We start from the raw sequence: 21433 nt of genomic DNA, 5'->3' as shown, positions 1-21433 counted from the left end.
TGGTGTTGAACAATGTCTGAAGCTGACTTGCTCCTAAAACAAGGAATTGAGCAATATCATCAAGGTGAAGTGGATTCAGCCATGCAACTGTGGCAACAAGCCAGACAAAAGTATCAAGAACTGAAAGACCGGGGCAAAGAAGCGGCTACCCTGGGCAATTTAGGGGTGGGGTATCAAAAATTAGGGGATTTGTCTGCGGCGATCGCCTGTTATCAAGAACATTATCGCATCGCTGTGGAACTGCAAGACCCGCGAGGACAAGCCCATGCTTTATTTAATCTCGGAACGGTTTATGCCCGCTTAGAATCTTGGTCACAGGCGATCGCCGCGCAAGAAAGGTGTTTAGTGATTACCCAGCAAATGCAAGACAAAACTTCTCAAGGGAAAAATCTAGCCAGCTTAAAATTAGCCTACAAATCGATGGGAAACCAACAAAAAGCCAGAGAGTACCAGCTACAGTTGGTTTCTCTGGCACGAGAATTGTTTTTAGAATCCAACACGGATGATTTTATTGCCTTGGCAAAAAGTTTAGGAATTAACCCCATTGAAGATTTTGCCTGTTCTGACCTTAGTAATCTTGATTTACATTATGCGGATTTAGGTCAGGCGGATTTAAGTGAAGTGAACCTGAGTCATGCGTATCTGGAATTGGCAAATTTGCGCCGCGCCAATTTGCGGCAAGCTTGCTTACGCTATGCTCAAATGATTAATGCTAATCTGTCTGATGCTAATCTGAATGGCGCTGATTTAACTGGGGCGGATTTACGCACAAATCTGAGTGGTGTCAATCTCACGGATGCGAATTTGACAGAGGCGAATTTAACCAGTGCTTATCTTTTCGGGGCCAAGTTAACCAGAGTCAATTTAACTGGCGCTAATTTGACCAATGCAGATATCACTGGTGCGAATCTAACTGGCGCTGTGCTCCACAATACGAACTTAAGTCGGGTTATTTTTACCGAAACAATGTTAAAAAATGCCCGATTTCGAGAAAATTTAGGCTTATCTGAGGCGATGAGACAGGATTGTTTACAGCGCGGTGCTATTTTTGAGGATTAAGTCGGCGATTATTGAAGATTTATTGTAATCATTTAAATTTTTAAGTTATCAATTTCCTGGTCTTGAATCTTTGGGGAGCAAACATCGTGTCTTTTGTTCGTGTCTTTGATAAAAAATTTGAGGGTGATGAGGTACGAAATTTAATGTCTGGCGATTAAATATATGGTAGCCTGTTTTTCGCACGCAATTTAGAGGTTTATATTACTGAGGCGAGGGTGACGATTTGTTGATATTTGTACCTGATTAAGTTAAAAATAACTGAAGGGGATGAATTTTTATGGATAAAAATTTGATTATTTTAGATCTGAATTTTGCGTAAGTGTTTTCACGGAGAAAATCATTGTGGCTACTGAAAATTATACCCGGAAAAATTGCCGATCTAACTCAAGTGGATATAATAATTCAGCAATAAGTCCACAACAGGAGTCGGCGATCACCCATGAAATCAAGATTTAGCATGGCTTGATCCGAAATATAAAAAAATGTACAATAGAATACATCCCATAAGCTCTTGATCGATTATGTCCGAGTTTTTACGGGCAACACCCATGAAGTATTTGACTCCTATTACTGACTAGATACCCGGTTTTCTATATAAAAATTCAGTGTTGATAAGTGTTGAATTGAGGGAAACTTTATGTTTAAATCAAGATACCGTAATTTTCCGGTCATATAGGAATTTTTTACGCTTACATACTCAGGATTCCAGGGAAAAAAACCATGGTAGCACAACAAAAATTTTTCAAGTTAATGTCTCCTTGTGGGTGCTTATCTCTCTTACTGGTGGTGGGTTTAGGCACTGGCATTGAACATTTGATTAGCACCAGTTGGAATCAGGCGCAACAGAGGGAGAAAATCCACAACTTTTCCCTCGCAGAAAAAAGACAAGCCAAGCAAAAAGCGGATCAAGACAATCAGGACGATCCTAATTGTGAAAAACGTGGCTGTGTGCCAAATCCGCGATATGTGTTGTAAATTTTCTCCCCTGCGATATTGCTCCGCAACGCGAAAGCTGCGATCGCGTTGCGTCCCGGAGGGAGTCCTCACTGCGATCGCCCTATAGTTAACCTTGAATAATTTGCTCAATGATATGGGGATTTGTGGGCAAATCTGCCGTTAGGGTTTCCGATCGCCCGTCGGTGATTAAGACATCATCTTCGATGCGAATCCCTCTGACATCAGCAAATTTGGCCAAATACTCCCAGTTGACCACATCTTTATATTTATTCCGATTTTCTGGCTGATTCAAAATCGCCGGAACTTGATAAAACCCAGGTTCAATTGTCACCAGCATTCCCGCTCGCAAGGGTCGATTGAGTCGCAAAAAACATAAGCCAAAGCGATCGCTCCTCACTCGTCCGGTTTCATACCCAGCAATATCGCCTAAGTCTTCCATATCATGGACGTCCAACCCTAGTAAATGCCCGATGCCGTGCGGGAAAAATAGGGCATGGGCGTCCATTTCTACCAAATCTTCTGGCTGCCCTTTTAAAATGCCTAAATTGACCAAACCTTCAGCAATCACCCGACAGGCTAATAAATGAATATCCTGATATTCCACCCCAGGACGGGCGTAGGCAATACAAGCATCATGGGCGGCTAAGACGATATCATAGATATCTCGTTGGGTGGGAGAAAATTTGCCAGAAACCGGCCAAGTTCTGGTCACGTCAGCGGCCCAACCGGAAGCTGTTTCCGCACCTAAATCAACTAACAATAAGTCTCCCGGTTGTAGGGGGTGGTGATAGACCTGATTATGCAAAACTTCCCCATGCACGGTGACAATGCTGTTGTAAGCGCATTGCATATTGTTGGCAATCAGCACTCCTTCCATTGCTGCCCGCACCATTGCCTCGGTTTTTGCTCTCGGTGTGGCCATCATTCCGGCTAAATGGGCTTGCATTGTACAAGCAGCAGCAGACATTAACTGGGATAGGGCTATTTGGTCGTGAGTCAGACGGACGGTGGCGATCGCCTGGGCTAATTGCAAATCTATCTCTTTATAGCGATCGTCATAACGATCGTCCGTTCGCGGAAGCGGTGCGGAGCACTTTGGCTGAACGGAATGGCGAACCATATTGCGGACCATATACTGTTCCGCACGAGTGGCGCTATCTTGCACCATAATTGTTGCTGCCCCAGTCGCCCGTGACGCTAACTCCTGCTTGGGAAAAGCTGCATCAGCGCCAATGGCTTCGGCAATTTGTGCTCTGGTGGGCATGACCCCATGCCAGAGGGTACTTTCTGGGTTGGGGTCATCCATAAACAGTTCTAGTTTCCCGGAGTCTAAACGAATTGCGGCATCTTCAACGGGCAACCCGGCGAAATAAAGAAAATGACTGCTGGGACGAAAGGGAAAAGTATTATGGGGAAAATTTCGGGATGATGGCTTTCCTGACCAGAGGATGACTGGAAATGATATCAGTTGAGCCAGTTGTTGGCGGCGATTTTTTAAGGTTTCTACGATCGGATTCGGGCTGGTGGCTGGCATGATTTAAAAAATTCCTGGAGTCAATATGCTAGGATTATATGCTCTAAAAAAAGGTGAAAAACTGTGATATGAAATTGCGGAGTTGGCCGATTTCTCAATTACCTGGATTGAGCGATCGCCACCAAGCTGAATTAAAACAGCAAGGTATTGCGACCACGGGTAAACTGCTCAAAAATGCCAACACCCCAGAGCGTAAATTAGCTCTGGCACATCACTTAGGCATCCATGTTCAGTATGTCAATAAATGGGTGGCATTGGCTGAGTTAGCCGGTATTCCCACCGTGGGCTGTCAATATAGTGGACTGTTACTTCATGCGGGAGTGGGCTCAGTGAAATTACTGGCCCAGATGCCCGTGTATAAAATTCATCAACAGATTTTACGGGTACAAGTGGCGATGATGCAACGCAAGGATCTCTGTCCCACACCGGATCTAGTGGCTCAATGGGTACAAGAGGCGAAGTTATTGGTTAAAGTTAATCTTTAGCCAAAACCCCATTGAGGAAAATATCGGCCAGTCCTTCGGCCATTTCTTTCTGAGCAAGTGGCGATGAACTTTCTGCCAAGATGGTGTTGTAGCTAAACCCGGCGATCGCAAACATCCCCAAAAAGACCTGAGCCACAAATTTAGGATTCATCCGCCGATAAATGCCTTTGTCCATTGCGGTTTGAAAGAATGCCTCGGCCACATCAGTCATTTTGGCAATGACTTCACTTTGGATGCGATCGCGTAATTCGGGGTGAAACTGTGCTTCCAGAAAGCAAACCCGCATCAAATCACCATTTTTATGCAAATTCAACATTCGGCGGCGCATCACCTGACCCACCGCTTTATAGCTGCCCATTTCACTTAATTCAGTTAATAAGTCCGTGAGGATTTCGATCCAGCCCTCGGTGGCTAACTCCACCAAAATTGCTTTTTTATGGGGAAAATGTCGAAAAATAGTCCCTTCTGCCACCCCGGCCTCGTGAGCGAGATCCCTAGTGGTGGTGCCATTGTAGCCCTTGTGGGCAAACAATTTCTGAGCCGCCTGAAGAATTTTAGTCCGAGTTTGCGACTCTATGCCGGAAGTAATTTGGTTCATCGCTTGCATAATTTAAATAGACAATGCCGGATGAAATTGCTCATCCTTTCTACTTAATTGTCCAACGAATCAAGCGGAAAATGGGCAAACTTTAATAGATTGTTAAGATTGCCCGGAGGCGCCACTGCCTTTTCTGGTCTTTTGCCGCACCATGTCACCTCTATTACTCCCACAACCTTAAACTAAACCCGTTAAAAATGACACTGACTAAACAAACATTTTCGCCGAAACCACAACTGAATTGGCAAGAAACCGGGTTTCTTAAAGAAACCCGGTTTCTGGACGCTTGGCGATCGCCCAACCAAACCAGCGAATCCCACTACCAGAGAACCAACCATCGGCCTTGGAAATGGCCAAATTTCCCCAGGGCAACCTTACTTGTGGGCATCCTCCTCGCGGTCATGCTGCTGGGCTGGGCAACTTTCCCCACCCCAGCAGCGGCGAGAACCGATGAGTTTAAGCCCGTCCAACCAGCACCCACATCATCCATTCAGCCCTACTTAGACCGGGTAAAACAAAAAGTCACCGAATTTCGTCTAGACAATGGACTTAAATTTATTGTCCTAGAACGACATGAAGCGCCAGTTGTCTCCTTCATCACCTACGCCGACGTGGGTGGGGCAAATGAACCTGTGGGTAAAACTGGGGTGGCTCACTTTCTGGAACATCTCGCCTTTAAAGGCACGACGAAAATTGGCACCACGAACTATGCCGCTGAAAAAGAACTGCTGAACAAGCTGGATGAGATTAACGATCGCATTTCTGCGGCTGAAAAAGCCAATCGCCCCTCAGAAGTGGCGAAATTAAAGGCAGAATTTGCCCAGGTAGAAACGGAAGCGTCTAAATATATTATTCAAAATCAATTTGGTCAAATAGTGCAACAGTCCGGCGGGGTGGGACTCAATGCCACCACTTCTGCCGATGCCACCCGTTATTTTTATAGTTTTCCCGCGAATAAGTTAGAACTGTGGATGTCTTTGGAGTCTGAGCGCTTCCTGGAGCCAGTATTTCGGGAATTTTATAAAGAAAAGCAGGTGATCTTGGAAGAACGGCGTCTGCGGACTGATAATTCGCCCATTGGTCAGATGGTGGAAGTATTTCTGGCCGAAGCATTTCAGGTTCATCCCTATCGCAACCCGGTGATTGGCTATCCTCAAGACCTACAAAATCTCACCAGAGCAGATGTCCGGGAGTTTTTCGAGACTTACTACACTCCGAACAATATGACGATCGCGATCGTGGGAGATGTTGACCCCGCAGAAGTCAAGCGCTTGGCGAACATTTATTTTGGTCGTTATCCCGCCCCCCCCTCGACTCCCCCCCAAGTTGAACAAGTTGAGCCACCGCAAACCCAACCCCGGGAAGTGACTTTGCGCTTACCGACTCAGCCTTGGTATTTGGAAGGATATCACCGACCGGCGGTTAACGATCGGGATAATGCGGTTTATGACATGATTACCGCTATTCTCAGTGATGGTCGAACTTCAAGGATTTACAAGTCTTTGATCGAAGAAAAGCAATTAGCTTTGAATGCTCAGGGTTTTAGTGGCTTTCCGGGGAATAAATATCCGAATTTGCTGCTATTTTATGCTCTGACTGCGCCCGGTCATACGGTGGAAGAAGTCGCCAAAGCATTACATACAGAAATTGAACGCTTAACCAATGAACCTGTGTCAGATTTAGAACTAGAACGGGCAAAAACTAAGGCAAGGGCTGATTTGTTGCGATCGCTCAATTCTAATTCTGGGATGGCGAGTCTGCTGGTGGAATATCAGGTCAAAACCGGGTCTTGGCAAAACCTGTTTAAACAACTGGAAAGTATTGAAGCTGTCACCGCCGCCGACATTCAACGCATCGCTCAAGCCACTTTTGTCCCAGAAAATCGCACCATTGGTCGCTTACTGCCGACTGAGTAAAAGCTGTTAGTTGTTAGTTGTTAGTTGTTGTTTGATGCCTTCCCCAAACAACAACTAACAACTAACAAATAAAAACTAACAAATAACCATTGTCTCCCTTTAGTCCTAATCAACACTGTGAGAAATTTATGCTCAACTCCAATGCAAAAATGGTGAAAGCAAAAAGTAATTTTGTCTTGATAATTTTGGCTATTGCTTTTGCTTTTATATTGTTATTATTGTCACCAGTAAAAGCAGAGCAAGCCAAACATTATACAGATTTAAAATTGCCGCCTTTACCAGAAATTAAAATTCCTGACTATACCCGCTATCAACTTGATAATGGGTTAACGGTGTTTTTAATGGAAGATCGCGAACTGCCTTTGGTCAGCGGTCAAGCATTTATTAAGACGGGCGATCGCTTAGAACCGGGCGATCAAGTTGGACTAGCGAATATTATGGGTGAGGTGATGCGTTCCGGTGGCAGCAAAAGTCATCCGGCGGAGCAAATGAATGAGTTATTAGAACTGCGGGCAGCCGCTGTAGAAAGCTCTGTGGATAGTGATGTCGGCAGTGTGAGTTTTACCGCCTTAAGTGAAGACCTGCCAGAAGTGTTTGGCTTATTTGCGGAAGTCCTCCGAGAACCGATTTTTCCCCAAGATAAAATTGACTTAGCCAAAAACCAACGGCGCGGGGCAATTTCTCGGCGGAATGACGATCCGAATGAAATCGCCGGACGAGAATTTCAAAAATTGATTTATGGGAGTGAAAGCCCTTATGCTCGCACCATAGAATATCAGCATCTAGATAATATTTCTCGTCAAGATTTGCTGAAATTTTATCAGGCTTATTTTCATCCTAATAATATCATCCTAGGGATTGTGGGAGATTTTAATTCCCAAGAGATGCGATCGCTAATCGAACAGCAACTAGGCAACTGGAAACCTAACCCCAATGTTGCGGCTATCAATCAGTCACCACCAGTATTGGCAAACCCAGCCAAACCCGGTGGCATATTTTTTGTTAATCAGCCTCAGCTTACCCAAAGTTATGTGCAAATGGGACATTTAGGCGGTCAATTAGATAGTCCTGACTACACCGCTTTATCCGTACTCAATGGGGTACTTAATGGCTTTGGAGGCCGAATGTTTAACAAAGTCAGGTCTGAAAAAGGTCTAGCCTATTCTGTCTATGCTTATTGGAGTCCTCGCTTTGACTATCCGGGGATTTTCTTAGCTGGGGGTCAAACCCGTTCTGAGGCAACGGTTGCATTCATTCAAGCCGTATTCAGCGAAATTGAACAAATTCGCCGCGAACCCATTACCCAGACTGAGTTAAACTACGCCAAAGATTCCACCTTGAATTCTTTCGTGTTTAATTTTCAATCTCCCGGTCAAACCTTATCGCGTTTAATGCGGTATGAGTATTACAACTATCCCCAAGATTTTATCTTTCAGTATCAAAATGGAGTTGAAGCCACGACCATTGCGGATGTCCAAAGAGTCGCTGAACAATATTTACAGCCCGATAAAATTGTCACCTTAGTGGTGGGCAATGATCCGGCAATTCAGCCTCCTTTGTCTAGTTTAAATCCCACAAATAACGTCAATTCAATTGACATTTCTATCCCTGAACCTCAGAGGAGTTAATCGCCAAAATTAATCCGGTTAAATTGCTTGATTTTTGCTGGTTTTTTGGTGATGATAATGACATCGGGTGGGCATTGACCACCCGATATTAACTGAATTTTCGCTACCTTAATCTAACTTAATATAGATAATATAGATATGCAGTCTTACTGATTTGTTTAGATTATTTACAGATATCATCTGAATCGATCGCCGCCAAATTCCCAGCTTTCAAATTGCATCTTCAGCAGATATCTTCAGCAGATATATTTTGATCCCAAAAAATTTTCAGCCAAAAAAAGAAACGCGATCGCCTAAAAAACCTGAGAACCGCGACAATTTTGGCAGTTTCACCGAGAGCAAAAATAAGTTGGTTTATCACCGCTCGTAAAACTCTGGACAAAGTTACCCAAAGGTAGACAGTGTTAGACAGCTACGTTTGTAATTTTAGTCCAAAGGTCTAAAACTACAGGAATAAACGGCAATCCCTCTATTCCCTCAAAAGCATCGGGAATTACTTTTCTAGCTATATTCATGCTTCCATTGATATCAGCGTTGATGATTCTACCAGTGGAAGTCAAGTATAAACCACGTTTAACACGCTTACCATTAAACACAACTTTTGCTTCTATTTTAGCCTGGATATTCGGCAAATAATCGCCATTTAAAGCGCTCGCTTTAGAAGTGTAGCTTTCTTCAGTTAAAACTACAGAAATCCCTGCTAATTGTGAGGTCAATAATTTAATCAGTTTGGCATGAGGAATATTGGTAAATTCTTGATTATTCTTTTTCCCAATATTGAGAGCTTGTTTCCATCGTTGATTTTTCCCGATGATTAATTGACCAATCTCATTTAACTGACACCAATCAATAACACGCCGACTCACAGTATGAAGGTAGTTGTCAATCCTTCTATCTCGCTTGCTGTTTAGCTGTTTTACCAGCCGACAAGCCTTGATTGATTGTGCTTTTGCTACTCTTTTATTGAAGAATTGGTTAATACTTTTCAATGGTCTACCATTAATCAACAGCGGTCTAATACCGGGATGATTGGATGTTATAGCCACCAAATTGTTTAAACCCAGGTCTACACCAGCTAGATATTTACCATCAAATTTATCTGGCTCGCTAACCGTTTAAACAATCTCAATTACATAGTGGTCAAGTTTAGGAACAATTCGTACTTGGTTTATATTATTAGCCTCAGTGGTCAACTCAATATTAGTCTGAGATAGCTTGACAATGCCTCGAGATAGCAGTGGAGAGGAGATCGCATCCTTGGGATAAATCACCACATTTCTACCGCGTTCTTTATGCTTGTATCCTGGGATTTTCGCCTTACCTAAATATTTTTCAGGATGCCCAGACCAATCTTTTAACGCTCTGCACCAAGCTTTCCAAGTTTCAGCAACTCGACGGACAATCTGTTTACTAACCTTCGTTGGTAGGTATCGATAAGCTATCTTTGTTCTTCGTCTGGTGGTAAATATCAATCGAGTTGTAATACTTTCTAGTTTCAAAGAAGTATTGACGCTGGACATAATTAGCCGAGTTATAAAGATTTTTCGATTGCCATGCTAAATAGTCGCATTCCTGCCAAAATTTATGCTGTCGGTTAATTATATGCTTCTCAACTAACTGCATTTGACTCGACAAGAGTAAATGTTTCACTTTGACAATGATATATGAATATAATTAAACTTGTCAATCCGGCTGGCCAAAAATCTCTAATCAGCCAAAACGTAGATAAGGGCGAGTATGCCCCGAACATCTATCCAGTAATTATTGTGCCACAAGGGTTTCTAGTATGTTTACGAAAATTAGTCCTGCGGCCAAAATGTCCGACTACTTAAGTGATGTCTCCATATCTGACGGCAAGAAAAAAGCTACCCATTTTTGAGTAGCAATGGGTAACTCTGTCCAACAATTACGTTACAGTTTCAAACCCCCCAAAATCAGCGCCCTTGCCAGGAGTTTAAACCCCAAGCAAGGGCTGAATTTAGCGATTAGCAGGAGGGTTTCTCACCTCCTGGCATAGATTAGACATATTCTGCCTTGATGGTAATCGACGAACTGTTATCAAACACCTTGATGTAACTGATGTTGATATTCTCGTTGTAATACCAGGCATTGCTGGCCGCATTATGGAGAGCATGACTCCGTTGATCGGCACTGCCGCTAGAGATAGCCTGCACCTGTTGTCCGGCAATGGTAACGCTCTTCAACGGACCGGAACTTCCCTTGGCTTCCCCTGGATCGTGCAATACTGCCACGAAGAAATAGGTTTCGTACTTGGGCGTATATCCGTCATGGATCCGCTCGACTTTAATCTCCCGCGTCTTTTGGCTGGTGTAGCGGTGGGTAATTTGAGTCTCACGATATTCGTCGTTGGCTTTCTCGTCGTCCACTTCTGCTTTCGGGGCGGAAGAACGGCTCACGCCATCATCCAAATACATCGTGTATTCCCCTTCCTTCCCTGGATAAACATTCAGGGTAATCGGATTGGGCTTACCTTCTGCATTCAACTGTCCCACATATTGTTCTAGCTCAATTGTAGGAATAATTGCTCCTCCCCGGACGTACATGGGAACGATAAAGTGAATGTGATTGCCATGGGTATTAAGATTGGCATCAAAATCCCGTATCGTTGTGCCCCCTTCTACAGCCGCACCAAGAGGCATAACGTTGTCCACAAAGCAATACCAGTTGCTACCTGCGGGCAGATAGACATCCCGCCGACCATTGTTGTTATCTTCAGACTGAGGCCGCAACACTGGAGCAATGAGCAGATCATTGCGAACGAAGAATTCGTCGTTCAGGAATTGCTCCTTATCGTTGTAGAGAGATTGGTCCTGGGGATCGTTGAGGAACAAAGGACGGCAAATGGGCAGACCATCCAGGGTGTTCTCAAACAATGCATCATAGAACAACTGCATCAGCCGGTAGCGCAATTTAATATAATGCCCGCAAATTTCCGGCACCATGTAGTACAAGTCTTGGGGGGCTGGAATCTCTTTCCCCCATGCTTTAAACCACTCTACATACTGGAAGACTTCTTGGAACTCTTTGCGCCCTTTGCGAACGTAGTGGTTGCGGAACCAGGGTAAGAAAGCACCTGCCGCAGTCCAGCGAATCACCAGTTCTGGAGAAGCCCACTTCTGCTTCTCGTCAGCCGCTGACTGTTCAAAACCGCCGATATCTTGCCCCGTGATTGCCAAGGCATGCATCCCTAGAGACAGGACTTGGGAAATATTCATCTGGAGGAAATCCCAGTCGGAAGAGTTATCCCCTGTCCACAACCCTGCATATCGGTGAGAACCCACATAGCTGCCCCGTCCGATGATAAAGTTGCGTTTGTTTTCCCGTCCGGGCAGTTTATTGAGTCCTTCGTAGGTGGCTTTGTGCAGATTGTAGGAGTACAAGTTCCACACTTTGAGGGCAGGCTTCAACTCCAGTTCTCCTTGGAAGTCGCTGTGGACCATGAGTTTAAAGGGGAAGCCCTTCATATCTCCACGGTTGTCGCGGATTGCCGGGGTGGTCATATCCTGCCAGACAAATTCTAACCCCTGCTCAAACAGGTATTTATATTGCTTGCCCCACCATTCACGCACTTCTGGACGGGCGAAATCGGAGTAGTGACCTGGGCTTCCCAGGGGTTTTCCTTGAAAGTCTCCGTAGTAAACTTCACCGATGTAAGGTTGGCCGCTGTTGTAACCTTCAACCCAGCCACCATTGGGACAGAATTCATGACTGCTACCGTAGACTTGGTAGTGCTTGCTGTCGGGATTGTCCGCATCGTAGCGCTTGTCCAGAACAAAGTAGCCGTTCTCTAGTCCTTCTTTGTAGGTTGAGTAGTAACCTGGGTTGCCCAGGTCTTGGCTACTGATCACGGGGGTGATGTTGGTGCTGCACTTCACACCTTGCTGGCGCAACCAACTGAACATTTCCTGGTGATTGCCAAACGTTTGCTCGTGAGGCCAGTTCTTATTAGTTTGGTAATTCGGCTTGATAGTGAAAGTCCGGTAGTTATCTTGGAGATCCACATCTACAGCCAGCCCATCAAGGGGAATGCCCCAAGCCCGATGTTTCTCCACAGCCCACTTGAGGTCAGCGGCACATTCGTACCCATAGCAACCTTGATGATATCCCAGGGCGTAGCGTGGTTTCAACCCGGGGCGACCGACGATGGCGGTAAAACTATCTAAGATGTTCTTCGGATCTTCTCCTAAGAAGACGTAGTAGTCAAGATCGCCAAAGCGAGTGCCGAACATATAGCGACTGGAGTTGCTATAGCCGATATCGATGAATACTTGACTGGGGTTGTCCAGGAGAACGGCATTGACATTATTGCTGTCGGGAATGCCATTGAACTCGTAAAAGAATGGCTCGGAGTGGTAAAGAGGCTCCCGGTTATCTAAAGGTCCGCGCTCGTAAATCTGCCGATACCGCATATTATCGAAGTTGAAATAATTCAACTGGTCGGTATTCTTGCTGAGTTTGGTTCCCCCCTGTTCGCCAAATCCAAAATACTTGGCGTTGGCAGGCTTCTTCACCGCTTGGATGACAGCATAATCCTCTGGGTTGTTGGGGTCTAGTGAATGAGGAGTGTAGTAAATTGGGGTGTCTGCGGTTTGCCAAACGGGAATCTCTGCAAACTCTGAATTGGATTCGGAGATGTTGAAGACTTTGATGCCGAATGGAGCGATGGTGACAACCACTTTCATCACGATGGGATTATATTGAGACTTGGTTGTCAAAACAATCTGACCGTTAGCCTCTTTGCAATCTACATCAAAGATAAAGTTTTGCTTTAACTCTTCGTCCTCAAGATCAAAGTTGGCCTTTTCGAGCAAGTGACTGACATCGCTGTATTGGTCTACTTTCGATTTTGTGGGGTTAAAGCGCACTCGGAAGGTATCGTTTTGAACGCACTGGATCAACATGACGCAGTTGCCGCCACCAGCCTTACTGAAATTAAGGCTTAAAGTCTTTTTATCCTTATCGAAGGAATGTCCTTCTACTGCTCCCAGTTTGTCCCATTCTTGGTAGCGGCCAAAATATTCCTCGACTTTGAGAAATTTGTAAACGTTCTTTGCCTTACCGTTTTCGATTTTTGGTGGAAAAATGTCGTTGGACATGACTTGACTACTCCTGTTAGTTAGAATTTTTTTTTGGGTGATATTCAATCGCCATCCAGATGCAATCGGTGTCTGAATAATACTGATGCCAGGGATAGGTATATTTCTGGTTTTCGTGAACTTCACAAAATGGAACGATCTGGGTATATCCCTCAGTCATAATCAGGTCTTCATACAGACTGTCAAAACTTTTCACTTTGAACTTCTGCATTCGTCCCTGTCCAAAGATTTGGGTGTGAATCTCCAGAAAATCATGTGTGTTATGGATGGCACAATCGGTATGGGAAGGTGCGAACCAGAGGTTCACTTTAACCGAGAACTTTTCTTTTTGACTCGGCACACTTTTCTGCCGGGACATAAAATATGGATCGACTTCTAGAATTCCCGCTTCGTCTTGGGGAGACTTCCACAACTGTACGTTTTTAGGAAAGCCAGAGTCGGGAAAATTCCCTAATAGATCCCACCCAGTTTCAAAGACAATATTGCCGATATTTTTGGTGTTTACCACCTCAAGCAACAGTAAGGACTTTGCTTCTTTAATCGTCGTATTTTCCAGGATGGTGGATGAGAAACACGGAATAATACTGCGGTTCGCTTCGCTCAAGTAAGCATCAGTTTCTTCTGGGTTAACGACGATAGTACGGTTATGAATGGGATAGTTTTCCACATTTTCAACGAACTTCGCGTCTATATAATCCCCGGAAAAGTTAAGAACTTTGACTTTGTTAGTTGACATTTGTTTGCGAGAAAAAATTGGCGATTTTGGGGTACAGTAATTGAAGCGATCGCGCGATCGCTTAACCTCCTTTGTGCGGAGCAAAATCGTTGTAGTAAACCACAATAGATGGATTATCCGCACAATAGTATCCAGCTACGGAATAACCGATAGTGGCAAAATCCAAGCGTCCATCGCCATCAAAATCAGCAACAGCTATACGAGCGGCAGAATCCTCGGAGACCCGCCATTTAGCGAAGATGCCATTTTTCACATCGATCGCCTTATAGTAAAAGACTCCTTGCCAAGGCATCGGACCGCGCAGGGCAACGAGAAACTCGTCCTCTCCATCGTTATCAAAATCTGCACAGATGGTGAAATGTCCTGGACCTTCTCCGATCTGGTTGGGATCGCCGTAAACATCGAGCACGACTCTTTTCCAGGTGCAACCCGTCAGGGAGTTTTTATTCTCCTCTGTGTATTCTGTTTTGTAATAGACACAGACCGTGTTGCCATGAAACGGTTCGACGGTGGGGATGTAAGCAAAATCGTCATCTCCGATCTTGCCAGCATCCACGTTACCACTTCCTTTGAAACCCGTTCGGTTGACTTGGGTTAGTTCACCCGTACCGAGAATTTGGCCATACCATACGTTGTCCTCGGGACAGAAGTACAGCCAGGTAATCCCTTCTTCCGAAGCAACCAGAACCGAATCAAGATTGGATCCGGACTTCTTGCCATACTTCTTGAGCGACACACCATGAATCACATGGAAAACAAGTAACCGATCTTTAGATGGATCGTTGGGATCTGGCTTGGTTTGATTGGCTTCGTAGTATTGTTTGTCGTATATTTTCAGGGTTTCTTCATGCCATTGGGAAGCCCCGTAAAGGTCATCTGGCTGAGTAAATAGTTTGATCGGCGTAATCGAGTGGACATCATTGGGCCGCCCAACAATAGGCAATCCGAGAACTTGTAGTTTGCTTTCTTGGGTAAAATAACCGACCCGCAAGCGATGCATGGAAGTGGCGCGGCCAATGTAGTGGCTATTCCAATACGGCTCGTTATTGCCCGGATTTTCCAACCAAGCAATTTTGCCACCATCGGGATCGCAATTGATCATCGTCTGACCGTACTGGTAACAAATGATGATATCGTCTCGCCCATTCCCGTTCACGTCGGCATGATGCATACCAACGGGACCGATATATTTGGCAATCAGTGTCTTTTTCCAATCACTGTTTCGATACCAAGTCACTTCTCCTAGACCCATTCCATATCCGATGATATCGGGGTTAGAGCCATTATCGATGTTGACTGCTTCAATCCAGTAGCCGTCTTGACGACGATCTTCTACAAGTTCCCTTCTGAATTTAGGAATCGGAAGGTTGTCTGTCATATTTGTTTCAGATCTGATTATTTGGGTAATTTTTTCCCAAAAAACCTATATTTTGGCAAACAAAGTTTTTTGGCAATTATTGTTTGTTTCGATCCCGAGTGATTTCCCCTGGATTCAGACCATATCTTAGACCGCTGTTCTTTTAAGCAAAGAACAACATATGGTTGATTTTAATTTGCCGGACTGTCTCAATATGGTTTATCGATCTGAAAAGCGCTGTAAGATATGTATGCTTTGAGTGAGTCTCCAGTAATGTTTACGGCTTCAATTCATCGCCACTCTTAGGGAGTATCTGGCAATACCAGCGGTCTAAATTTAGGTATGTATTTTTGGTGTACATCGATCTCTTTATTGCCGTCTCATTAAATGACTGATCGACGAAATATCGAAATTGATCACGGTTTGCCTTTCGGTCTGCATTGAATCAGAGCGAATCTACTTCCTGGTATGAGAATAGAATGGCTGAAAAGTCAAAAATTTGACTCTTGTATCCTAATCAGACTGTCATCAGACTCAAACTAAGATACAGAATCATAATTTTTTTGTCAAGCCCCATTTAGGTGACAATTTGTAAAGTCTGGGTAATTTGGTAATACCATTTACCTAAATTATCCTTACGATAAGATTTTCTTGGGCTTTACTTTCAGAGTTTAATCCAGCGTTTGTTACGTTAGTGAGGTACATAACTTATCTAGATTCCCGATCCGGCGGTAATGACATATTTTTACATAAATTTTTACATAACTTATCTAGATTCCCGATCCGGCGGGAATGACATATTTTTACTTTGTACCTAATCAATCTTAAACTGTATATAATAGTTTCCTTTTTTGAAATATAAAGATCCAGGTCTTGGAATGAGCCGCCATTTTGTGAATATTCACTGGTGAAACCCCCAAAATTGTATTTAATGATACTGAAATTATTCTAAGCTTTCATATCAACGCCCGTGCCAGTCAACCAATAGCCAACAGGCAACAGGCAACAGGCAACAGGCAACAGGCAACAGGAAAGAGGAAAGAGGAAAGAGGAAAGAGGAAAGAGGAAAGAGGAAAGAGGAAAGAGGAAAGAGGAAAGAGGAAAGAGGAAAGAGGAAAGAGGAAAGAGGAAAGAGGAAAGAGGAAAGAGGAAAGAGGAAAGAGCAAAGAGGAAAGAGGAAAGAGGAAAGAGGAAAGAGCAAAGAGGAAAGAGGAAAGAGGAAAGAGGAAAGAGCAAAGAGGAAAGAGGAAAGAGGAAAGAGCAAAGAGGATGCTTCTGAAAACTCTCTCTTCTCTCTCCTCTCTCCTCCGAACTCCGAACCCCGTTCCCCGTTCCCCAACCAACAACCAACAACCAACAACTAACAACCAACAACAACTAACAACCAATGACTAATTAATAATGGCTGCCGGTATTGCGATAATGCACCGCTGTTACACCGTTATCGTTGAGTAATTTACCATTTTCAACCACCGCATAGATCACCAAATGATCGCCACATTCGATGCGGTCTTTGACCACGCATTCTAAATACGCCAGAGCATCACATATAATGGGACAACCATTTGCTGCTTCCGTGGTGTTTAAGCCACTAAAACGGTCTTCCCCTGGGGCAAAGCGTTTCATAAAATGCTTTCGCAATTGCCGACCTTCGGCCAAGATATTTAAGACAAATTTATCTCTATTATGAGTTAGGGATTCCATTGCCCGGTCTTTGGCTACGGCAATGGTCAGACCGGGGGGATTAAAGGTGGCTTGGGAAACCTAAGAGGCTAACATTCCACTGGTGACATCTCCCCGTTTGACGGAAACAACGCACAGGGAACCGACGATGCGACCTACAGCTTGGGCGGTGCGATCGCTTCCTCCGGCAGTCACCGAGGGTTTGGCGGTGCGGAGTTTCTGCGATCGCTTCAGGGTTTGGGCAAAGTCAATGGCGGCTTCCTCGCAGGTTTGCAAAGTAACATCGGTGGGGGTAAATTTGACGCGAATGGGATCAAAGCCAAATTGATAGCCCGCGTCTTTTAGTTTGCTTTCCAGTAAGTCGATCGCTTCTCCACTCCAACCAAACGATCCAAACACCCCGGCTAATGAAATCTCTTTAGAGGCGATCGCCCGTCGGACTCCTGGTTTTACGGGTGCTGACCTGGCTAACCTGCTCAACGAAGCCGCCATTCTCACCGCCCGTCGCCGCAAAGAAGCGATTACCATGCTGGAAATTGATGATGCCGTCGATCGCGTCATCGCCGGGATGGAAGGCACTCCCCTAGTGGACAGCAAGAGCAAACGCTTGATTGCTTATCACGAAGTTGGACACGCGATCGTGGGCACCCTGGTCAAAAATCACGACCCCGTACAAAAAGTCACCTTAATTCCTCGCGGGCAAGCCCAAGGTTTGACCTGGTTCACCCCTGGGGAAGAGCAGTTTCTCATTTCCAAGTCTCAACTCATGGCTCGGATCATGGGTGCTCTGGGCGGTCGGGTCGCCGAACAAGTCATCTTTGGGGATGCGGAAGTCACCACCGGCGCCGGAAATGACCTGCAACAAGTCACCGGAATGGCTCGCCAAATGGTCACTCGCTTCGGGATGTCGGATTTAGGGCCATTGTCCCTGGAAACCCAACAAGGTGAGGTGTTCTTAGGTCGGGATTTAATGACCCGTTCTGAATACTCCGAAGAAATTGCCGCCCGCATTGATGCTCAGGTGCGAAGCATTGTCGAACATTGCTACGACATGACCACCAAAATCATCAAAGAAAACCGGGTAGTCATGGATCGCTTAGTGGATTTATTGGTGGAAAAAGAAACCATTGACGGTGAAGAATTCCGTCAAATCGTGGCTGAATACACCAATGTTCCCGAAAAAGAGCAGTTTGTGCCTCAACTGTAGAGGAGCCCGCCGTCGGCAGAGGAGCAGAGGGAATAATTGATAATTGATAATTGATAATTGATAATTGATAATTATCAATTATCAATTGTTAATTGTTTCCCGATGGCGGCCCCACACCCCAAAAACATTAATCTGATTCAGTCGCGTGAATGCCTTGGACAACTAAGACTGAGCAAGTTGCATGATGCGTCACATAGCTGCTGACACTGCCGAGTAAGATTTCTTTCAGTCCTCGACGACCTCTACGACCCAAGACAATTAAATCCGATTGCCATTCGGCGGCCAGTTGACAAATTAAGGATTCGGCAGACCCCAGATCATATCTAAATTCCGCTTCAATGCCTTGGGCTTCTGCCTTTTGCCGATAGGTTTGAAACTCTTTTTTGACCGCTTGAATTTCTGCTTGAAAACTTTCATGTTGTATTTTTTGCAGGGTTTTACCCGCTGCCAGATCCAAACCCACCCCCGTCCCCAAAATGGGAGCCACTTCTCCCTGTCCTTGGATGTTAATCACATGAAATACCATCAGTTGCGCCCCCTCTTTTTTGGCCAAATCGAGCGCTTGGTTAAAGACCAGGGGTGATTGTTGTGAGTGGTCGATCGCCACGAGAATTTTGTGAAAGCCCATTATGTTTGATCCCCAATGAGAGATGTCAATCTATAGATTAACTCTGATGGTTAATTTTTCATCACTTGGCGGATATGGAATTGGGGAAGAGAGAAAGAAACCACAAAGACACCAAGGACACCAAGGAAGTTAATTATCTTTGCTATTTTTGCTCTTTGTGTCCTTTGTGGTGCAAGTTTATATGATGATATTTATGATGATATTATGGATTTTTGCCAGTTTTTTGAAAGAACGATTAAAATTATCAGATTATTCAATCGAGAAGGTTTGGGTGAATTTTTCAGCAGTACCGACTATTTTTTCGATATCATCAAGAAAGCAAAGTTATTGTCTTCGTTTGGGTGAATGATGATAAATAGACATATTGCTTTTATACCGGATCGATCCCCCCAACCCCCCTTAAAAAGGGGGGCTTTTTAGGGGGGTGCCAAAAGTAAGACAGGTGAAACTAATCGTTTAGCGGCTATTTATCAAGAAAATCTTTAATAATGAGGTGGCAATGACTGAATTACTTGAACGGGCGATCGCCCAATTAAAAACTTTACCGAGCGATCGCCAAGATGCGATCGCCACAATGATTCTCGAAGAACTAGAAAGCGATCGGCGCCCTTGATGAAGCGTATGCTAATTCTCCAGACATTCTGGCTAAACTCGCAGCTTCAGCAATGGCTGAATACCATGCCGGTAAAAGAAATCGATCCAGAAACATTGTGAAATCACGCAGAATTTATGAATCAATATAGCATGATGATTCAATGGTCGAATGAAGATCGGCTTTTCTTGGTGACGATTCCAGAATTTGCCGATCGCGTTGTCATGCCTTGCACTCATGGCAAAACCCGTGAAGAAGCAATTCTTAACGGCGAAGAAGTTATTGAAATGTACTTGGAAGCGTGGCAAGCAGAAGGTGAGTCTATTCCCGCTCCTAAGACCCTGCAAATTGCTTAAATATTGGTTGCCCGTGGGGTGACAGAAACCGGGTTTCTATGTAGAAAATGCTTGAAAGTGGTTGTCCTCCAGACGATTGGCATGACTTACTTAAAGAGGCAAAAGGTGAAACTAATCGTTTAGCGGCTATTTATCCAGAAATTCTTTAACAATGAGGTGGCAATGACTGAATTACTTGAACGGGCGATCGCGCAATTGAAAAGCCGACGGATAAGCAGATAGGCGATCGATCTTTCAGTGTTGGCTGACTGCTGAGAAGCTGACTGCTGACCGCTCGATCTGAAAATGTCAATCAAACTTGACGCAAATCAAAACCATGAGCTATAATTAGATCAATGGATGCAGCAGACATGCTCTAAGCATGACATCCCGTTACCCACCAGGGTCGAGGAAATTCCGGTAAAGACGTTCTGACTATTGTTCATCAATTTTCCATGTTTGACGAATAGATTAAAACTATTTTGATTCTTTTCGTCAAAATATGTGTTTTAACAAAGGCTCCCTAGTCAGGAGCCTTTGTTATTTTAGGGCTTGGGTAATTTCTGATTATGCAATAACTTGTTTGCTATGACGAAGAAGCCTACTTTCTTCACTCTACCTATGCCTTCGTATCTAGGATAAGCACTGACTATGTGTAATCTCAGTTTTTTACTTTCTCTGAAGGCAGCAAAAACCACGAAATAATCAATCTGAATATCTTCTTCTTCCAAAACTTTAACGGTAGCAAAATTTCCATACCCTGCGTGGCAAACTAAAGTTTCCCGATCGCCCAATGACTTGATAATACTCGGTAATTGTTTAGAAAGTTTGTATCTTTCAAGATTAAATGGTCTAGACTCTCTGGGTGCATTGTACATCAATAATTCTGATCCTTCGCTAGAAATATCATCTAATTGTTTAGTGAAACAATGTAAGCCATAAGTTACTATAAACTGGTAGCTGATGGGCTGGTTTTCGTCTCTTTTGTCCAGATACTCAACCCAATGAGCATTCAGATGTGATAAATCTAATGTTTCACCATTTAGGACAAAACTTGGCCATAATGTCACTTCTTTGACGGTCTTAAAATTCATAATCAACAAAATATTAATGAAAAAATATATGTAGAAATATATAGCAGTTTCACTTAAAATATGAATAAAACAAATTGCTTATACCTAATTTTTCGACAAATTATTTCCGCTGTAACTTGCGGCTAAATTAAAATTTACTTTCTTCAATTAATTCTTGCTTACATTTTCAATAAAATATATATATACAGCGTTTTCCTCTGCTATGCAGTACGTCTCGCACTTGCTCTACCTGGGGAGACCCCAAGACCGCAGTGGCTCCCCGATCAAAGGGGGAATTTACGAAGCGTTGACTGCCCCGAAAGCCCCCCTTTGATCGGGGGTTTGGGGGGATCGTTCGTAGGGTTAGGGGGATCTTAACGTACCTCAAAAAAGCGCAAACTGCTGTAATATTTTTTAGTTTTTGAATCATCAGATAACTTTTAAGTGTCGCTTGTGTTGCTCTCGGTATCGGCAATACAAAAATCGAAGTGGTAGGATACGTCAGAAATATTAATATCTGACGCTCCC

At 44.2% G+C, this 21433-nt stretch carries 17 protein-coding genes and 2 pseudogenes; 8 read left to right on the top strand and 11 right to left on the bottom strand.

Features of this window, described 5'->3' with window-relative positions; genetic code table 11:
• The first annotated feature begins 12 nt into the window (after positions 1-12).
• Positions 13-1059: a pentapeptide repeat-containing protein gene (locus ABWT76_RS11415; RefSeq protein ID WP_054470219.1), complete on the top strand. Its 1047-nt coding sequence runs from the start codon at positions 13-15 to the stop codon at positions 1057-1059.
• 720 nt (positions 1060-1779) lie between these two features.
• Positions 1780-2034: a hypothetical protein gene (locus ABWT76_RS11410; protein WP_054470218.1), complete on the top strand. Its 255-nt coding sequence runs from the start codon at positions 1780-1782 to the stop codon at positions 2032-2034.
• 88 nt (positions 2035-2122) lie between these two features.
• On the opposite strand, the gene ABWT76_RS11405 is transcribed toward ABWT76_RS11410, so the two are convergent.
• Entirely contained in the window at positions 2123-3550 is a 1428-nt protein-coding gene (locus tag ABWT76_RS11405; protein ID WP_054470217.1) for an aminopeptidase P family protein, read from the bottom strand.
• 68 nt (positions 3551-3618) lie between these two features.
• Here ABWT76_RS11405 and ABWT76_RS11400 point away from each other — a divergent pair, with 68 nt between their 5' ends.
• Positions 3619-4035, top strand: a complete 417-nt coding sequence (locus ABWT76_RS11400; protein WP_054470215.1) for a DUF4332 domain-containing protein — start codon at positions 3619-3621, stop codon at positions 4033-4035.
• On the opposite strand, the gene ABWT76_RS11395 is transcribed toward ABWT76_RS11400, so the two are convergent.
• Positions 4025-4642 (bottom strand): TetR/AcrR family transcriptional regulator, encoded by a 618-nt coding sequence (locus tag ABWT76_RS11395; protein ID WP_054470214.1) that lies wholly within the window; start codon positions 4640-4642, stop codon positions 4025-4027. The two genes, ABWT76_RS11400 and ABWT76_RS11395, sit on opposite strands and share 11 nt — an antisense overlap.
• Before the next feature lie 392 nt (positions 4643-5034).
• On the opposite strand from ABWT76_RS11395, the gene ABWT76_RS11390 reads away from it, so the two are divergent.
• Both ABWT76_RS11390 and ABWT76_RS11385 read left to right on the top strand, forming a co-directional pair.
• Positions 5035-6549, top strand: a complete 1515-nt coding sequence (locus ABWT76_RS11390) for a pitrilysin family protein (RefSeq protein ID WP_190880845.1) — start codon at positions 5035-5037, stop codon at positions 6547-6549.
• 128 nt (positions 6550-6677) lie between these two features.
• A complete protein-coding gene (locus ABWT76_RS11385; RefSeq protein WP_190880843.1) occupies positions 6678-8177 on the top strand; it encodes a pitrilysin family protein in 1500 nt (499 codons plus the stop codon).
• Between the two features lie 404 nt (positions 8178-8581).
• Here the strand turns inward: ABWT76_RS11385 and ABWT76_RS11380 are convergent, their stop codons facing one another.
• The 6 genes and pseudogenes from ABWT76_RS11380 to ABWT76_RS11355 all read right to left on the bottom strand — a co-directional run.
• Complete coding sequence (locus ABWT76_RS11380; protein WP_354636124.1) at positions 8582-9223, bottom strand: transposase; 642 nt, start codon at positions 9221-9223, stop codon at positions 8582-8584.
• A 69-nt stretch (positions 9224-9292) separates the two neighbouring features.
• Complete coding sequence (locus ABWT76_RS11375; RefSeq protein ID WP_354635024.1) at positions 9293-9697, bottom strand: hypothetical protein; 405 nt, start codon at positions 9695-9697, stop codon at positions 9293-9295.
• 498 nt (positions 9698-10195) lie between these two features.
• A complete protein-coding gene (locus ABWT76_RS11370) occupies positions 10196-13294 on the bottom strand; it encodes a TIM-barrel domain-containing protein (protein WP_354636123.1) in 3099 nt (1032 codons plus the stop codon).
• 16 nt (positions 13295-13310) lie between these two features.
• Positions 13311-14030, bottom strand: a complete 720-nt coding sequence (locus tag ABWT76_RS11365; RefSeq protein WP_054469662.1) for a hypothetical protein — start codon at positions 14028-14030, stop codon at positions 13311-13313.
• Positions 14031-14091: 61 nt separating this feature from the next.
• A complete protein-coding gene (locus ABWT76_RS11360; RefSeq protein ID WP_354636122.1) occupies positions 14092-15408 on the bottom strand; it encodes a VCBS repeat-containing protein in 1317 nt (438 codons plus the stop codon).
• Positions 15409-16782: 1374 nt separating this feature from the next.
• Positions 16783-17478, bottom strand: a pseudogene (locus ABWT76_RS11355) (flavin reductase); the annotation flags it as partial.
• Between ABWT76_RS11355 and ABWT76_RS11350 the strand changes: the two are divergent.
• Positions 17474-18277 (top strand): annotated as a pseudogene (locus ABWT76_RS11350) (cell division protein FtsH); the annotation flags it as partial. The pseudogenes ABWT76_RS11355 and ABWT76_RS11350 overlap by 5 nt on opposite strands.
• Positions 18278-18404: 127 nt before the next feature.
• Here ABWT76_RS11350 and ABWT76_RS11345 read toward each other — a convergent pair.
• Positions 18405-18905 carry a universal stress protein gene (locus ABWT76_RS11345; RefSeq protein ID WP_354636121.1) on the bottom strand — a complete coding sequence of 167 codons (501 nt, stop codon included), beginning with the start codon at positions 18903-18905 and terminating at the stop codon, positions 18405-18407.
• 275 nt (positions 18906-19180) lie between these two features.
• On the opposite strand from ABWT76_RS11345, the gene ABWT76_RS11340 reads away from it, so the two are divergent.
• On the top strand, positions 19181-19264 hold the full coding sequence (locus ABWT76_RS11340; RefSeq protein WP_354636403.1) for a type II toxin-antitoxin system YhaV family toxin: 84 nt from the start codon (positions 19181-19183) through the stop codon (positions 19262-19264).
• A gap of 370 nt (positions 19265-19634) precedes the next feature.
• A complete protein-coding gene (locus tag ABWT76_RS11335; protein ID WP_054469658.1) occupies positions 19635-19853 on the top strand; it encodes a type II toxin-antitoxin system HicB family antitoxin in 219 nt (72 codons plus the stop codon).
• Between the two features lie 145 nt (positions 19854-19998).
• Here ABWT76_RS11335 and ABWT76_RS11330 read toward each other — a convergent pair whose 3' ends face one another.
• Both ABWT76_RS11330 and ABWT76_RS11325 read right to left on the bottom strand, forming a co-directional pair.
• Positions 19999-20145 (bottom strand): hypothetical protein, encoded by a 147-nt coding sequence (locus ABWT76_RS11330; protein WP_156332045.1) that lies wholly within the window; start codon positions 20143-20145, stop codon positions 19999-20001.
• Between the two features lie 232 nt (positions 20146-20377).
• Positions 20378-20926, bottom strand: a complete 549-nt coding sequence (locus tag ABWT76_RS11325; protein WP_054469657.1) for a heat-shock protein — start codon at positions 20924-20926, stop codon at positions 20378-20380.
• Between the last annotated feature and the right edge of the window lie 507 nt (positions 20927-21433).

It is taken from the genome of Planktothricoides raciborskii GIHE-MW2, from assembly GCF_040564635.1.
Taxonomy (GTDB): domain Bacteria; phylum Cyanobacteriota; class Cyanobacteriia; order Cyanobacteriales; family Laspinemataceae; genus Planktothricoides; species Planktothricoides raciborskii.
The sequence above is the reverse complement of the archived record's forward strand: the minus strand, read 5'-3'. Positions and strand labels throughout refer to the sequence as shown.

Coding starts and splice junctions, on each gene's coding strand:
- ABWT76_RS11415 (WP_054470219.1), top strand. CDS start 13: ATGTCTGAAGCTGACTTGCTCCTAAAACAAGGAATTGAGCAATATCAT.
- ABWT76_RS11410 (WP_054470218.1), top strand. CDS start 1,780: ATGGTAGCACAACAAAAATTTTTCAAGTTAATGTCTCCTTGTGGGTGC.
- ABWT76_RS11405 (WP_054470217.1), bottom strand. CDS start 3,550: ATGCCAGCCACCAGCCCGAATCCGATCGTAGAAACCTTAAAAAATCGC.
- ABWT76_RS11400 (WP_054470215.1), top strand. CDS start 3,619: ATGAAATTGCGGAGTTGGCCGATTTCTCAATTACCTGGATTGAGCGAT.
- ABWT76_RS11395 (WP_054470214.1), bottom strand. CDS start 4,642: ATGCAAGCGATGAACCAAATTACTTCCGGCATAGAGTCGCAAACTCGG.
- ABWT76_RS11390 (WP_190880845.1), top strand. CDS start 5,035: ATGCTGCTGGGCTGGGCAACTTTCCCCACCCCAGCAGCGGCGAGAACC.
- ABWT76_RS11385 (WP_190880843.1), top strand. CDS start 6,678: ATGCTCAACTCCAATGCAAAAATGGTGAAAGCAAAAAGTAATTTTGTC.
- ABWT76_RS11375 (WP_354635024.1), bottom strand. CDS start 9,697: ATGTCCAGCGTCAATACTTCTTTGAAACTAGAAAGTATTACAACTCGA.
- ABWT76_RS11370 (WP_354636123.1), bottom strand. CDS start 13,294: ATGTCCAACGACATTTTTCCACCAAAAATCGAAAACGGTAAGGCAAAG.
- ABWT76_RS11365 (WP_054469662.1), bottom strand. CDS start 14,030: ATGTCAACTAACAAAGTCAAAGTTCTTAACTTTTCCGGGGATTATATA.
- ABWT76_RS11360 (WP_354636122.1), bottom strand. CDS start 15,408: ATGACAGACAACCTTCCGATTCCTAAATTCAGAAGGGAACTTGTAGAA.
- ABWT76_RS11345 (WP_354636121.1), bottom strand. CDS start 18,905: ATGGGCTTTCACAAAATTCTCGTGGCGATCGACCACTCACAACAATCA.
- ABWT76_RS11335 (WP_054469658.1), top strand. CDS start 19,635: ATGAATCAATATAGCATGATGATTCAATGGTCGAATGAAGATCGGCTT.
- ABWT76_RS11325 (WP_054469657.1), bottom strand. CDS start 20,926: ATGAATTTTAAGACCGTCAAAGAAGTGACATTATGGCCAAGTTTTGTC.